14 protein-coding genes and 2 pseudogenes are annotated in these 14,897 nt (G+C 62.6%); 10 read left to right on the forward strand and 6 right to left on the reverse strand.

Annotated features, from left to right (window positions below):
• The first annotated feature begins 8 nt into the window (after positions 1-8).
• The 4 genes from hemJ (at position 9) to NKF27_RS21085 (ending at position 4,009) form a co-directional block, all read left to right on the forward strand.
• Positions 9-440 (forward strand): protoporphyrinogen oxidase HemJ, encoded by a 432-nt coding sequence (gene hemJ / locus NKF27_RS21070; RefSeq protein ID WP_045992725.1) that lies wholly within the window; start codon positions 9-11, stop codon positions 438-440.
• Between the two features lie 35 nt (positions 441-475).
• The gene (locus tag NKF27_RS21075) at positions 476-1,288 is read left to right on the forward strand and encodes a hydroxymethylpyrimidine/phosphomethylpyrimidine kinase (protein WP_213229534.1); all 813 of its coding nucleotides are present in this window, start codon (positions 476-478) and stop codon (positions 1,286-1,288) included.
• A 174-nt stretch (positions 1,289-1,462) separates the two neighbouring features.
• A complete protein-coding gene (hemL, locus tag NKF27_RS21080) occupies positions 1,463-2,755 on the forward strand; it encodes a glutamate-1-semialdehyde 2,1-aminomutase (RefSeq protein WP_213229470.1) in 1,293 nt (430 codons plus the stop codon).
• 12 nt (positions 2,756-2,767) lie between these two features.
• Positions 2,768-4,009 (forward strand): bifunctional aminoglycoside phosphotransferase/ATP-binding protein, encoded by a 1,242-nt coding sequence (locus NKF27_RS21085; RefSeq protein ID WP_045992728.1) that lies wholly within the window; start codon positions 2,768-2,770, stop codon positions 4,007-4,009.
• 160 nt (positions 4,010-4,169) lie between these two features.
• Here the strand turns inward: NKF27_RS21085 and NKF27_RS21090 are convergent, their stop codons facing one another.
• Entirely contained in the window at positions 4,170-4,841 is a 672-nt protein-coding gene (locus NKF27_RS21090) for a LuxR C-terminal-related transcriptional regulator (protein ID WP_045992729.1), read from the reverse strand.
• A 328-nt stretch (positions 4,842-5,169) separates the two neighbouring features.
• Here NKF27_RS21090 and rdgB point away from each other — a divergent pair, with 328 nt between their 5' ends.
• From rdgB to NKF27_RS21120, 6 genes and pseudogenes are all read left to right on the forward strand, one after another.
• Complete coding sequence (gene rdgB, locus NKF27_RS21095; protein ID WP_045992730.1) at positions 5,170-5,781, forward strand: RdgB/HAM1 family non-canonical purine NTP pyrophosphatase; 612 nt, start codon at positions 5,170-5,172, stop codon at positions 5,779-5,781.
• Positions 5,781-6,950 (forward strand): radical SAM family heme chaperone HemW, encoded by a 1,170-nt coding sequence (gene hemW, locus NKF27_RS21100; RefSeq protein WP_253554782.1) that lies wholly within the window; start codon positions 5,781-5,783, stop codon positions 6,948-6,950. Before rdgB ends, hemW begins: the two co-directional genes overlap by 1 nt.
• Before the next feature lie 38 nt (positions 6,951-6,988).
• Positions 6,989-7,663 carry an OmpA family protein gene (locus NKF27_RS21105; protein WP_253554784.1) on the forward strand — a complete coding sequence of 225 codons (675 nt, stop codon included), beginning with the start codon at positions 6,989-6,991 and terminating at the stop codon, positions 7,661-7,663.
• A gap of 71 nt (positions 7,664-7,734) precedes the next feature.
• Positions 7,735-7,869: pseudogene (locus NKF27_RS21110) on the forward strand (flagellar motor protein MotB); the annotation flags it as partial.
• 56 nt (positions 7,870-7,925) lie between these two features.
• Positions 7,926-8,075 (forward strand): annotated as a pseudogene (locus NKF27_RS21115) (flagellar motor protein MotB); the annotation flags it as partial.
• A gap of 605 nt (positions 8,076-8,680) precedes the next feature.
• A complete protein-coding gene (locus NKF27_RS21120) occupies positions 8,681-9,556 on the forward strand; it encodes a 23S rRNA (adenine(2030)-N(6))-methyltransferase RlmJ (RefSeq protein ID WP_253554786.1) in 876 nt (291 codons plus the stop codon).
• Positions 9,557-9,594: 38 nt separating this feature from the next.
• On the opposite strand, the gene NKF27_RS21125 is transcribed toward NKF27_RS21120, so the two are convergent.
• From NKF27_RS21125 to rpmH, 5 genes are all read right to left on the reverse strand, one after another.
• Positions 9,595-10,167, reverse strand: coding sequence for a YceI family protein (locus tag NKF27_RS21125; protein WP_253554788.1), 573 nt, complete (start codon positions 10,165-10,167; stop codon positions 9,595-9,597).
• 261 nt (positions 10,168-10,428) lie between these two features.
• Positions 10,429-11,799 (reverse strand): tRNA uridine-5-carboxymethylaminomethyl(34) synthesis GTPase MnmE, encoded by a 1,371-nt coding sequence (gene mnmE, locus NKF27_RS21130; protein ID WP_213229459.1) that lies wholly within the window; start codon positions 11,797-11,799, stop codon positions 10,429-10,431.
• Positions 11,800-11,952: 153 nt separating this feature from the next.
• Positions 11,953-13,632, reverse strand: coding sequence for a membrane protein insertase YidC (yidC, locus tag NKF27_RS21135; RefSeq protein WP_108131947.1), 1,680 nt, complete (start codon positions 13,630-13,632; stop codon positions 11,953-11,955).
• A gap of 199 nt (positions 13,633-13,831) precedes the next feature.
• Complete coding sequence (rnpA, locus tag NKF27_RS21140; RefSeq protein ID WP_083970680.1) at positions 13,832-14,281, reverse strand: ribonuclease P protein component; 450 nt, start codon at positions 14,279-14,281, stop codon at positions 13,832-13,834.
• Positions 14,282-14,294: 13 nt separating this feature from the next.
• On the reverse strand, positions 14,295-14,429 hold the full coding sequence (gene rpmH, locus NKF27_RS21145; RefSeq protein WP_008959105.1) for a 50S ribosomal protein L34: 135 nt from the start codon (positions 14,427-14,429) through the stop codon (positions 14,295-14,297).
• Between the last annotated feature and the right edge of the window lie 468 nt (positions 14,430-14,897).

Below are 14,897 nucleotides of genomic sequence, written 5' to 3' on the forward strand. Positions count from 1 at the left end.
GAGTCGCCATGTATCTGTGGATAAAAGCCTTTCACCTGATGTCGATCGTGACCTGGTTCGCCGCCATGTTCTATCTGCCACGGCTCTACGTGTACCACGCCATGGCCCGGGACAAGGGCGAGTACGCCAGCATGGATACCTTCATGGTGATGGAACGCAAGCTCTATCGCGGCATCATGACACCTTCGATGGTGGCGGTATTGCTGCTGGGGGCCCTGCTGGTGTGGTTGAACCCGGCCCTGATGAGCCAGGGCTGGCTGCACGCCAAGCTGGCGCTGGTGGTGGCGCTGGTGGCCTATCACCATGTCTGCCTGATCTACCTGAAGCAGCTGGCCGAGGATCGTTGCCGTCGCAGTGCCACCTTCTTTCGTGTGTTCAATGAACTGCCGGTGCTGGCACTGGTGGCTATCGTGATCCTGGCCGTGGTGAAACCCTTTTGAATAGCCTGAGTCCTTCGACTTCGCCCCACCTGCCGATGGTGCTGGTGCTGGCCGGGCATGACCCGACCGGCGGTGCCGGCCTGGTGGCCGACGCCGAGAGCGTGGCCGCCTGCGGAGGCTGGGCGCTGACCGTGCCTACCGCACTGACGGTACAGGACCTCGTCGACGTCCAGGCGGTTCACCCGGTGCCGGCCTCGACCATTCGCCAGGCGGCCGCAGCGCTGGAGAGCCTGCCGATCGCGGCGATCAAGATCGGTTTGATCGCCGACCTCGAGGCGCTGGACGCGGTGGTCGATGTGGTGCGCCGCCGGCCCGGTGTGCCGGTGGTTGCCGATCCGGTGCTCAAGGCGGGGGGCGGATCACCGCTTGCGACCCAGGAGCTGATCGACGCCTACTTCGAGCGTCTGCTGCCGAGGGTCGATATCCTGACCCCCAATCGCGGCGAACTGGCACGCCTGGCCGGGCTCGACTACCAGGATGATACCGAGCGCTGTGTCAGTCTGATGCACCAGGGCTGCCAGGCGGTGCTGGTGACCGGCACCGATGATCCCCAGGGCCAGACGGCCAAGGGGCGCGTCGCCCATACCCTGCATACTCCGGACAGCGATCGTCAGTGGACCTGGCCCCGCTTGCCGGCGACCTTTCATGGTTCCGGTTGTACCCTGGCCGCTGCCGTGGCTACGCGACTGGCGGCGGGAGAAAGTCTGGTGCAGGCTTGTGAGCAGGCTCAGGTGTTTGCCTGGCAGGCGCTGGCCCATGGCTGGACGCCCGGCCAGGGGCAGTCGTTGCCTCGCCGGCTGTGGAAAATGCCGACGCCGCGCTTTTCGCCGGACGAGGTCAAGGTATGATGGCGACACGGCAGTCGGCATGAGAGACCCCGATCAGCCCCTGTTGGAAGGTATTGGCGCCCAATTCACCGGGTTATCCCATGCCCTCCACAGGGTTATCCACAGGCGGTGTCGCGCTGAATCGATGTCTGTGGCATCGATGATTGAATTTCACTTTTGGGCAAAGAGGTTGCCATGACCACATCCGCTGAGCTCTTCGAACAGGCCTGTCGGCATATTCCCGGTGGCGTCAACTCACCGGTGCGCGCGTTCAAGGGGCTGCATCGTCCGCCGGTGTTCATGGAGAGCGCAAAGGGCGCCTACCTTTTCGATGTCGAAGGCAAGCGCTACGTCGACTACGTGGGCTCCTGGGGACCGATGATCACCGGCCATGCCGATCCCGACGTTCTGGGCGCGGTGCGCGAGCGCCTCGACAAGGGCCTGTCCTTCGGTACCCCGACCGCGGTCGAGACCACCATGGCGGAGCTGATCTGCGAGATCATTCCGAGCATCGAGATGGTGCGCATGACCAACTCGGGCACCGAGGCGACCATGTCGGCGATTCGCCTGGCCCGTGGCTACACCGGGCGGGACAAGATCGTCAAGTTCGAGGGCAACTACCATGGCCACAGCGATTCGCTGCTGGTCAAGGCGGGGTCCGGCGCGCTGACTCACGGTGAGCCCAGTTCTCCCGGGGTGCCTGCCGCTCTGGCCGAACATACCATCACGCTGTCCTACAATGACATCGACGAGGTGGAGCGCTGTTTCGAGGAGATCGGCAGTCAGATCGCCTGCATCATCGTCGAGCCGGTGGCCGGCAACATGAACTGCATCCCGCCGAGTGCCGACTTCCTCAAGACCCTGCGTCAGGTCTGTGACCGCCACCAGAGCGTGCTGATCTTCGACGAGGTGATGACCGGTTTCCGTGTCGCCCTGGGCGGCGCCCAGGCACACTTTGGCGTGACCCCAGATCTGACCTGTCTCGGCAAGATCGTCGGTGGCGGCATGCCGGTGGGTGCCTTCGGTGGCAGCCGCGAGATCATGAGCGAACTATCGCCGCTGGGGCCGGTGTACCAGGCCGGCACCCTGGCCGGTAATCCGCTGGCCATGGCGGCGGGGGTGGCACTGCTGACCAAGCTGAAAGAGCCGGGCTTTCACAAGGCCCTGGCGCAGCGTGTCGAGACCCTGTGCAACGGGCTTGAAAGCCGGGCACGCGAGGCTGGTATCGACATGATCACCCAGCGCGTGGGAGGGATGTTCGGGGTATTCTTCACCGCCCAGAGCAGCGTCGAGAACTTTGCCCAGGCCACCGCCTGTGACGCCGATGCCTTCCGCCGTTTCTTCACCGCCATGCTCGAGCAGGGAGTCTACCTGGCGCCGTCAGCCTACGAGGCTGGCTTCATGTCCAGTGCACACACGCCGGAGGATATCCAGGTGACCCTGGACGCTGCCGAGAAAGCCTTCGCCCAGATGACGACCCAGGCCTGACAGGAGCCGACCATGACTGGCAATGACGCCGCTTCGCCGGACACCGCGCTGGAGCCATTTACCCTGGAAGAACTGCTGGACGCGCTGGCCGAGTTTCACGCCGAGCCGTTGCCGCCGGAGAGCGATTTGCCGGAACCGCTGACGGTGCTCAAGCACCGCAGCGAGGCCGAGTTCTCGGCCTGTCGATCACTGCTGACCGGGGACGAGGACGTCGAGCGCCTGGATGCCCTCAAGGTGTGGCTGGATCAGGAATTCGATCGTCTCGCTCCGATCATCGAGGTGCGCAAGGATCGCCTGCGTCCCAGCCGTTGGTACATGGAGTACTCCGATGTACGTCTGTGTGACAACGGGCGTCTGGTAGTCGCCCAGAGTGCCGCCCAGGATCCCAAGCCCTTCGACTATCCCGAGATGGCAGATCCCGGCCATGACCTGGCGAGTCTCAGGGTGGAACTCGAACTGCGTGGCGAGATGACGCTCTCCCATCAGGCTCTGGATGGCTATCTACGTCGCAGTGGCGACTACGAGCTGGCACGGATCCTGTCACTGTTGCAGGTCATCGAGTCCATGGCGGGCATGCGCCGTGCGCTGCAGCGTCGCCAGGTGAGCGGCCAGGAGCGTCCGTCGCTGATGGCCGAGACCATGAACAGTTTCCGCCGCTACCTGACCCTGGCGGAGCGCCACGCGGAGTTCCGCTTTCCGCCGCTGGTGATCGGCGTCGGGGTGTCGGGCAGCGGCAAGAGCCGCTTCACCCGTACCCTGGTGGGACGCCAGGGTGCGGTGCGACTGAGCTCAGATGTTCAGCGCCTGGTGCTGCATGGATTCAATCCACAACAGGGTAGTGACGATCTGCCTGTGGATATCTATACCCGCGAGGCCACCGACAAGACCTACCAGCGCCTGGCCGCCTGCGCCGGGATCCTGCTGGACGCCGGTTACATGGTCTGTGTCGACGGAACCTTCCTCGAGCGCAAGCAGCGCGAGCTGCTGCGCTGGCAGGCCGAGGCGAGGGGACTGCCGGTGCTGCTGGTAAGCTTCGAGGCCGACGACGAGACGCTAAGACGTCGCATCAGCAAACGCGCGGTGCGCAATGAGCGGGACGAATCGTTGAGCCTGGCGGTGCTGGCGGCACAGCAGGACGCCTTCGAAGACTTCACCGACGAGGAACGCCTGCACCTGGTGCGGCTGGACAGCACGGCCGACAACGCGGCGGAGACGTTGGCCAGCCTGATCGAAGAGCACATTCGCGTGCTGTAAGAGACCAGCCAGGTATCTTTCTCCACCAACAAGGACGCCGGCGATGCCGGCGTCCTTGTTGGCTGCATGTGTGTTGTCGATGCAGTTGCTTCATTCCATTGCTCGATCTCGGCCGAAAGGCGTCTGTGCCCCCGTAGTTCCAGGGCTCGGTCGTCGAGCCTTAGCGTGTCGCGGTGGAGCGTCGAGGTGGCGGCGCGCCGAGATTCTGGCGTGCCCAGTTGACCGCCTGCAGGCGATTGCTGACGCGAATCTTCTTGAACACGTTGTACAGGTGAGACTTTACGGTGTGTTCGCTGACGCACAGGCGTTCGGCAATTTCCATGTTGGAGGCGCCGGAGCCCAGCAGGCCGATGATCTCCATCTCGCGCTGGGTCAGGCCACAGGCCGGTCGATAGGCATTGAGCTGCTGGCGGCGGGAGAACTCGATCAGGCGAGTCATCAGCGAGCGCGACATCCACAGATCGTCGGTCTCGAACAGCTTGGCGATGCCCTTGCAGATACTGTCGAGGCTGTCCTGACGATAGAAAACTCCTCGCAGGTGCATGAAGGACAGCACCTCCAGCGCATGTTCTTCGTCACGCAGGTTGAAGGCGGTGAGCAACAGGCCGCTGTGGCGTGCGCTGACGTCCTGCCAATGCTGCATGGCGGCGTCGTCGACGTGGTCGGCGTCCATCAATACCAGCACCTGCTGACTGTCATCGATTTCGATGGTGTCGGCGGGGGCGGCGATGGAGACAGGGCAGTGGAATTGGTCCTTGATATAGTTGATGAAGAGCAGTGACTGAGGGTTGTGGTCAGTCACCAGCACTATCTGTCCTGTGTTGTTGCTCATCGTCGTGTCTCCGTGCACCCGCAGACGCCTGCTGACAGGGATGGGTATGACTAGTAAGTGGTGACCATTATGGGCCTATTTCATTCATTTTGTAAGGTTCTGTAACTACTGCACAGTAAAGTTAGGCTTAATACACGGTTGTACCGAAATATTTCATACCTTGGTCCTAGAAAATAGCGAATTTTCGGACAGTTTCCCGGTATTTTTTGAATCTTTTTTCCAACTTTGTGCTTAAACGGCATTCAAACCGCGCATGATAGAGTATAGGCAAACATGCCGGCATAGTGCCGACGTGTCATCTATCGAACTACCCATCAAGAGCGACGCCATGAGTCAACTTACCGAACTGGTGCTGGCCAGTGGAAACGCCGGCAAGCTCAAGGAACTGGGCGCGCTGCTGGCGCCACTGGGCATCAAGGTTCACGCCCAGTCGGAGTTTGCCGTTCCCGAGGTCGAGGAAACGGGACTGACCTTTGTCGAAAATGCACTGCTCAAGGCGAGGGAAGCCAGCCGTATCAGCGGCCTGCCGGCGCTGGCCGACGACTCCGGGCTCGCCGTGGATGCACTCGATGGTCGCCCCGGTATCTATTCCGCCCGCTTTGCCGGTGAACCCAAGGACGACGGTCGCAATAACGACAAGTTGCTCGAGGCCATGGCCGAGGTGCCCGAGGGGAGTCGTGGTGCCAGCTACTGGTGCGTGCTGGTGCTGCTCGAGCATCCCGAGGATCCAGTCCCACTGATCGTCCAGGCCGACTGGCGTGGCGAGATCCTGGCCCATCCGCGCGGTGAGGGCGGCTTTGGCTATGACCCACTGTTCTGGCTGCCGGATCAGGGCGCCAGCGCCGCTGAACTCGGCGCGGCGGAGAAGAACCGACTGAGTCATCGCGGTCGCGCCCTCTCGGCGCTGCTGCTCGAACTCGAGCGTCGGTCGAGTTCGTGATGGTGTCTCGTCTTCCGCCGCTGGCGCTCTATGTCCATGTGCCCTGGTGCGTGCGCAAGTGTCCCTACTGTGACTTCAATTCCCACGGTGTCGGGCGTGGCGCCGAACTCCCCGAACAGGCCTATCTGGCGGCTTTGATCGACGACCTGCGCAGCGATGCCAGGCTTGCCGACGGACGCGAGCTGGTCAGCATCTTCATCGGCGGCGGCACGCCGAGTCTGATGTCTGGAGATTTCTATCGCCGATTGCTGGATACGGCGAGCCAGCTGGTGCCTTTCGCCTCGGATATCGAAATTACGCTGGAAGCCAACCCGGGGACGCTGGAGCGTGGCCGCTTTGCCGACTATCGCCGTGCCGGCATCAACCGGCTGTCGCTTGGCGTCCAGAGTTTTCACGACGAACAGCTTTCGGCGCTGGGTCGTATCCATGGCGGCGAGGACGCCGAGCGCGCCTTCGATGAGGCTCGCCGAGCCGGATTCGACAATCTCAATCTGGACTTGATGCATGGCTTGCCGGGGCAGACCCCGGAGCTCGCGCTTGCCGACCTGGAGCGGGCCATCACGCTGGCGCCGGAACACCTGTCCTGGTATCAGCTGACGCTGGAGCCCAATACCGAGTTTCATGCCAAGCCACCGCGGCTACCGGAAGAAGAGGTGCTGTGGGATATCCAGGACCTGGGCCACGAGCGTCTCGAGGCGGCAGGGTTTCAACGCTATGAGATCTCGGCCTACTCGAAGCCCGGGCGTCGGGCGCGTCACAACCTCAACTACTGGCGCTTCGGCGACTATCTGGGGATCGGCGCCGGTGCCCACGGCAAGATCAGCCAGCCGGGCGAGTCGGGCTTCCACATCGAGCGTCGCTGGAAGACTCGCCAGCCCGAGGCTTACCTGCGGCGACATCGGGACCCACGGGGTTTCGTGGCCGGTCATCGGCGGGTGAAGCCCGACGAGGTGGCGCTGGAATTCGCGATGAACGCACTGAGACTGGTCGACGGGGTATCGCTGGATACCTGGTGTGCACACACAGGACGCTCTGTGGCAGAGTTGTCGCCAAAGATCGACAAGGCGCGTGAAAAGGGACTTATTGTGCAAGACGCCGCCAGGGTTCAAGCTTCTGCGCAAGGTCTATTATTCTTGAACGACCTTTTGACCCTGTTCAGCGAAGACTGAAAGGGATGATGTACCACATGGAAGGAGACGTTGACGCCATGAGCAGCAAGACTCGACTGATCGCCCCGCTGGCAGCCGCCGTGATTCTGGCTGGCTGCTCCACAACGGATCCTAATACTGGCCAGACCGATCGCAACAACACCGGCATTGGCGCCGCTGTGGGTGCCGCCGTCGGTGCCGCAGCCGGCGCCATCAGTGGCGACGGCAGCACCAGCAAACGTGACCGTGCCTTGATTGGTGCCGCTGCGGGCGCCGCCGTGGGCGGTGGCATCGGTGTCTATATGGATCGCCAGGAAGAACAGCTGCGTCAGAGCATGCAGGGTACCGGGATCGACGTGGAGCGCCAGGGTGACAACATCGTGCTCAACATGCCGAGTAGCGTGACCTTCGGCTTCGACTCCGCCGACCTGACCGGCGGCGCCACCAGCGCCCTCAACGACGTGGCCAACGTGCTGACCCAGTATCCGGAAACCCGCGTCAATATCGCCGGCCACACCGACTCTACCGGCGACGCCAGCTACAATCAGCGTCTGTCCGAGCGTCGTGCTCAGTCAGTGGGTAGCTACCTCCAGGGGCAGGGTGTCGCCTCCGGCCGTCTGTACGTGAGCGGCTACGGTGAAAACCAGCCGATCGCCAGCAACAACACCGAAGAAGGTCGTGCCCAGAACCGTCGCGTCGAGATTACCCTGACGCCGACCGGCCAGCAGGGGTAAGTCGACTCGGCTGCCTGACCTGTATGAGGGAGGCCTGCCCCTCGGCGGGCTTCTCTATTCTCCAGGGGCAGGGTGTCGCCTCCCGACGTCTGTACGTGAGCGGCTACGGTGAAAACCAGCCGATCGCCAGCAACAACACCGAAGAAGGTCGCGCCCAGAATCGTCGCGTCGAGATTACTCTGACGCCGACCGGCCAGCAGGGGTAAGGCGACTCGGCTGCCTGACCTGTAAGAGGGAGGCCTGCCCCTCGGTGGGCTTCTCTATTCTCCAGGGGCAGGGTGTCGCCTCCGGTCGTCTGTATGTGAGCGGCTACGGTGAAAACCAGCCGATCGCCAGCAACAACACCGAAGAAGGTCGTGCCCAGAACCGTCGCGTCGAGATTACCCTGACGCCGACCGGCCAGCAGGGGTAAGGCGACTCGGCTGCCTGACCTGTATGAGGGAGGCCCACCTCGATGGGGTTCTCTCGCTTGCGTCGATAGCCCGTAGCTGAAGTCGCGACGTTGCAGCGACTGCAACGGCAAGGCCCGCACCTCTCGACAGAGGCGCGGGCCTTTTCGATACCTGCCTTTCTCTTCATTCCTGCCCGGTCTCTCCAGGACCCGCTAGGGCTTGTCTGAAAAGTGCCTGCGCTCGGTAATACGGCGTTAAAAATCGGATCAAAATGCTCATTTACACCCCGTAAACTGCGCTTTCTCACCGATTTTTGCCTTGTCTAACCTTCGCTCGTCGACTTTTCGGACAGCGCCTAGATCTCTCCAGGACTCGCTAGATTTCTCCTGGTCTGGCCTGGTCTCGCCCAAGCCCTGCTGCTGCCTCAACCTTGGTCACAGCGATAACTGGCGATGGCTCCATGATGTTCAACGGCTCGGGTTCGTGGGGGTACAGCGTACCTACTCGGACAAAGCCCAATGTCTGTCATGAGTCCATACGTCTGCACGCAGACCCCTACTTGCTGTTATCGTAACGCCATCGACTCGGCGAACGATTTTCGCCCCACGACCAGGTCCTACCATCCATGCTTTCCTATCAGCACGCCTATCATGCCGGCAATTTCGCCGACGTTCATAAACACTTGTGGCTTTACGCCACGATCGATCATCTATTACGTAAAAATAGTGCCATTACGTTTATAGATACTCACGCCGGGCGAGGAAGCTATCCGTTGGCGGCTGAAGAAACCGCGCGGCTCAAGGAGTACCAGACGGGCGTCAAGCGCTTGTGGGACAGCCGCACCGAGACGGGCAAGGCGGGCGCGCAGAATCCACTGCTGACGACCTGGCTTGAGGCGATCGACTCCGTCCAGCCGCGCCCACAGCAATTGACCCACTACCCGGGCTCGCCCTGGTGGCTGGGTCATCGGCTGCGTGATCAGGACCGATTGACCCTGTTCGAGTTGCACCCGGGTGAGCACGGCCACCTGGCCCGGCAGTCACTGGCAGGCGAAGGGCAGCAGGCGAATATTCGACGCGTGCATGGCGATGGCCTGGCCGGGCTCAGGTCACTGCTCCCGGTAAAGACACCGCGGCTGTGCGTGCTGGTCGACCCGAGTTTCGAGCGCAAGTCGGAGTACCAGGAGGTCGCCGAAACCATGATTCATGCCCTCGGCAAGGTCCGACACGCGGTGCTGCTGCTGTGGTATCCACTGCTGCCTGCCGGGCGCCACCAGGAGCTGTTGGACAGGCTGCGAGCCAGCGGTGTGCGCAAGCTATGGCGCAGCGAGGTCATGCTGCACCCCCCGGGTGGGGCGAGTCACGGCATGTACGGCAGCGGGATGCTGGTGGCCAACCCGCCCTGGGGTGTCAGCGACAGCATGCAGGCCGCCATCGCTGACTGGCTGCCGCTGCTCGGTGACGCAGCGCGCCACGACCAGCGCTGGTGGGTCGAGGAGTAGCGCCTGGTCGTCGGTGATCTGGCCAGACGCCAATCGGGTCATGGTGCCTCGAACATCAAGCGAAAGCCCACCGGTGAGGTTCGGTCGATGGATGAGAGGCCGGCGATTTCCTGCAAGGCGGCGATGCCGTCCTCGAAGCCCAGCGATTCTGCGCTTAGCCATACCGGCTGATCCGATACCACCAGCCAGCGTGTGTCGGCGAGTCTTGCCACCAGTACCTGGGCCTCCTGCTCGGTCGACGCCGAGCCGAGACTGATATCGACCGGGATACTGGTCGCCAGGGTCTCGCCTACGCCAAGTGAATCGAAGCTGGAGGTATCGACCTGGGCCGAGATCGCGAAGCTGGCCGCGGCCAGCAGGTGCTCGAGCATCCGTTCATCACGGATATCGATGCCCGTGTCCAGCGATTCGGTGGCCACCTCGATGGTGACCTTGCCGTTATCGTCGATACCGCCGGACAGACCGTCCAGGTGGTGGGTCTCACCTATGCTCTGGTTTTTCACCGAGCCGAACCACAGGCGTGAATCGTCACCGGACAGCTGCCAGTCCGCCAGGGCGGAAAGCGAGACGCTGCCTAGCGCCATTGCGACAACCAGGGGAAGGACTTTCATGGGGACTCCTGTGGGCAAGGGGGCATTGCCCACAGTGTAGCGGGTATGACAGATGCCCTGGACGAGCCCTCGGTGCGGCCGGCCGGGGGGCGGATGCCTGGCACCAGTGATGGCGGACGCCTAAGGCGCCCCATGTCGGCGCCAGGCGTGGCTTCGCCGTCACCGAAGGGATGGCGAGGCGATCGCTGGCGCATGAACGTGGGTAAGTGCTCGCTATCGGTAGAGCGTCTGCTTTAAAGGCTTTTATGCATTTTCAGGCATTCACTTGCCGATACAGAAGCTGCCGAAGATCTCACCCAACAGATCGTCGGCGCTGAACTCGCCGGTGATCTCCCCCAGCGCCTGCTGGGCATCACGCAGGTCCTCGGCCAGCAGCTCGCCCGCGCCATAGCCTTCGAGTTGTGCATGGCCGTTGTCGAGGGCCTCGCGAGCGCGGTCGAGCGCGTCCAGGTGACGACGCCGAGCCGAGAAGCGGCCTTCGGTGGTGGACTGAAAGCCCATGATCTCCTTGAGGTGAGACTTGAGGTTATCCACACCCTGACGTGATCTGGCGGAGAGCCGCAGCGTAGGAGGTGTTGTGGATAAATCGAGTCCCGGTGCTTCACCGCTCTGGTCCACCTTGTTGCGCACCAGGGTCAAGCGTGAGGCGTCCGGCAGGCGCTCGACGAATTCCGGCCAGATGGCCATGGGGTCGGTGGCCTCGGTGGTGGTGGCGTCCACCAGCAGCAGGACCCGGTCGGCCTTCTCGATTTCGCTCCAGGCGCGGGCCACGCCGATCTTTTCCACCGCGTCGGGGGTATCGCGCAGGCCGGCGGTGTCGATGATGTGCAGCGGCATGCCGTCCAGATGGATATGTTCTCGCAACACGTCCCGGGTGGTGCCCTCGATATCGGTGACGATGGCGGTGTCCTGTTCGGTCAGCGCATTGAGCAGGCTCGACTTGCCGGCATTGGGCCGTCCGGCGATGACCACGCTCATGCCTTCGCGCATCAGCGCGCCCTGGCCGGCACTGCGACGCACCTCGGCGAGCTCCGTCATGAGCGCGCCAAGCTTGGCCGCGACATGGCCATCGGCGAGGAAGTCGATCTCCTCCTCGGGGAAGTCGATGGCCGCCTCGACGTACATGCGCAGCTCGATCAGGCCCTGGACCAGCGACTGCACGCGGGTGGAGAACTCGCCCTGCAAGGAGCGCAAGGCATTTTCGGCGGCGCCACGGGAGCTGGCGTCGATCAGATCGGCGATGGCCTCGGCCTGGGCCAGGTCGAGCTTGTCATTGAGAAAGGCGCGCTCGGAGAACTCACCCGGGCGGGCCAGCCGTGCCCCCAGCGCCACACAGCGCTCGAGCAGCATGTCCATGATCACCGGGCCGCCGTGACCCTGAAGTTCCAGCACGTCTTCGCCGGTGAAGGAGTGTGGCCCTTCGAAAAACAGCGCGATGCCTTCATCGATTACCCCGTTATCGCCCCTGAACGGTCCGTAGAAGGCCTGGCGCGCTTCCGGTACCTGGCCCAGCATGGCGCTGGCAATCGCGCCACAGGCGGGCCCCGAGACGCGTATGATGCCGACGCCGCCCCGACCCGGCGGCGTGGCGAGGGCGCAGATGCTGTCCTGGGTGTAGAGAGGCGTGGTCATGGTCAGACTCCTTGATGATCGGGCGTATTGTCAGGCGCAGCGCCTGGCTTTGCCAGTCCGGCTGGTGTGACCAACGGCTGTGGCCAGAGGTGCGGGCCCTGAAACGCCAGACCCCCGCCGAAGCGGGGGTCTGGAAGCGTCATGCATGAGGACTTACTTGGTGTTCATGCCCTTGCCGACGCTGGGGTCTTCCTCGATCTTGCGGGTGATCACGTACTGCTGAATGATCGAGATGCAGTTGTTGCACACCCAGTAGATGACCAGACCGGCCGGGAACCACAGGAAGAAGAAGGTGAAGACGATCGGCAGCATCTTCATGATCTTCGCCTGCATCGGGTCCGGAGGCGTCGGGTTGAGCATCTGCTGAACGAACATGGAGGCGCCCATCAGGATCGGCAGGACGAAGTAGGGGTCCTTCACCGACAGGTCCTGGATCCACAGCATGAAGGGAGCGTGACGCAGTTCCACGGACTCCAGCAGCATCCAGTACAGCGCGATGAACACCGGCATCTGTATCAGGATCGGCAGACAGCCGCCCAGCGGATTGATCTTTTCCTTCTGGTAGAACTTCATCATCTCCTGGGACATCTTCTGGCGGTCGTCGCCGAAGCGTTCCTTGAGACGCTGCATTTCCGGGCCCAGCTTGCGCATACGTGCCATGGACTTGTAGGCCTTGGCAGACAGCGGCCACAGGGCAGCCTTGACCATGATGGTCAGGATGACGATGGACCAGCCCCAGTTGCCGATCAGATCGTGGATGTGATCGAGCAGCCAGAACAGCGGATTGGCGATGAACCACAGCCAGCCGAAGTCGACGGTCAGCTCCAGGTTCGGTGCCACGGCCTCAAGCCGCTCCTGCACCTTGGGGCCCATGTAGAGGGTGGCACCCAGGGTGGCGTCGGCTCCCGGCGCCAGGGTCTGGGCCTGGCCGGCGAAGGCGGCGACGTTGCGGTCCTGACTGTCGGTGGCGGCGTAGAACAGGTTGTCCTGCTGCTGCGGCGGTACCCAGGCGGAGGTGAAGTAGTGCTGGATGATCGCGACCCAGCCGCCCTCGACCTCGCGGTTCTGGAAGTTGCCTGCCTGGATGTCCTCGAAGTCGATCTTCTCGTAGCGGTTCTCCGGTGAGGAGTACGCCGCGCCGAGGAAGGAGCGCATGCCCATCTTGGGGCCAGTGGACGGATCCGGGTTGTTGTCGCGGGCCAGTTGGCCGATGAAGCGTGCGCTGACCGGCTCCTCGCCAGCGTTGGCAAGCAGGTAGCTGACGTCGACTGCGTAGTCGTCACGACTGAAGGTGAAACGCTTGACGATATCGATGCCATTGACGGTGGCGGTCATGTCCACCTGCAGGCTGTCCTGGCCGTCGGCCAGGCGGTACTCGGTCTTCTCGGGCGAGAAGGCGATACGTCCGCTGTTGCCGTCAAGCTGCAGTCCAGAGCGAGCGACGTAGCTCAGGGTGCTGTTGTTGGACAGCAGCACGTAGGGCCGATCCCCATCCTGGCTCATCAGGTGCTGGGGGAGGGCGGCGTAGACGATGTCGCCACCCTGGGGGTCGATACGCACGTCGAGGACGTCGGTGATGACCGCAATGAGATCTCGACTGTTGGCAGCGGGCTCGCTGCTGCCGGGCAGCTCGCTGCCGACATCATTGGCCGAGCTGGGTGCCGCCAGGCCTTCCGACGTGGAGGCGTCGGCACCGTTTGAGGTCGCGTTGCTGGTGATCGCCGGAGCATCCGGGGTGCTGGGCGGCTGACCGTAGTCCTGGTTCCACTGCACCATGATCAGGTAGGCGAGCACCGCCAGGGGGATCAGCAGGAGTAGTCGTTTTACGTCCATGAAGGGTCTGCCCGAAGGGAAGTGAACATGCCGATGGCGCCACGCGAGACGCCTACATGAGATACACGAAAGCCTGCCGGAGGCAGGCCAGTATTCGTACGGAAACGTTCCGCGTCGCGAGAGGTGACGTCAAGGGGCCGGAAGAGGGACTCGTTCATGCTCGGACGAAGTGTGTTCGGCATTGAAGAGCCTCTTGCTGCTAGTTACGGCTTTGCTTCGGCTGTGACCGAGTGTCACCCCGGGTGTCACTCGCGTGGCGAGGTGTCGTCGATGTCCGCGAGGGACGAGTCGACTTCTCGGCCTCGCGCTCGAGACGACGCCACATGCCGAACAGCTGGCGCAGCACGGTGTCGTTGTCGACCTCGTTGACGCCACGCCTGGCCAGCAAGACGATATCCACGGCGGGAAGTCGATGCTGTGCATGCCGAACGGACTCACGAGCCAGTCGTTTCAGTCGATTGCGATCGACGGCCCGGCGTACGTTCTTCTTGCTGAAGACCAGGCCCAGGCGAGGGTGTCCCAAGTCATTGGGAATCGCCAACGCCATCAGGCCCTTGCCGTGAACCTTGTAGACCGCCCCATCGAACACCTGGCGGTAGTCCCCGGCAGTCAGCAAGCGGCATTGCCGGGGAAAGGTCAGACAGGCCACGAAGGACCTGCGCTTAGGCGCTCAGGCGCTTGCGGCCCTTGGCACGGCGACGTGCCAGAACGGCGCGGCCGTTTTTGGTGGCCATGCGAGCACGGAAGCCGTGCGCGCGCTTGCGCTTGAGAACGCTCGGTTGGAATGTGCGCTTCATAACTCGTTAATCCCACAGTGGTTTTTTGGAACGGATAGACATCCAGAGGCTCCCGGAATCCGCTCGGGCCCCCGGGGGTATTCGGCTCAAGACCGGATATTTTAGTGATTTCAAGCCTTGGGTGCAATCTTTTCGCGGGCCAGAAAGCAGGTTTCAGGGTGTTCGCCCCTGCCAGTCCGGCCCAGACGGCTGGGGATAACTCTTGCTCGAGCCGAACCGGCGGGTGAACAAGCCACCCGGGACCGGCCTCGCGACATGACCCACTGCCTACATAACAATAAAGAGAAGTTCTTGACTGATGTTGTTATTACTACTGGGGATAGTTTTTGTGGATAAGCGTGTTCTCGTATGAAATTTCAACATGTTGCGTTGCATATAAAAGTGTGGAGAAAACGTTGAGACCGCGGGGAGGAACGGTGTGGTTCCGGTGGATCAATGATGAGATTGTCCACAGGGGCTAGTTCGCCA

The organism is Halomonas sp. DN3, from assembly GCF_024137905.1.
GTDB lineage: Bacteria > Pseudomonadota > Gammaproteobacteria > Pseudomonadales > Halomonadaceae > Halomonas > Halomonas litopenaei.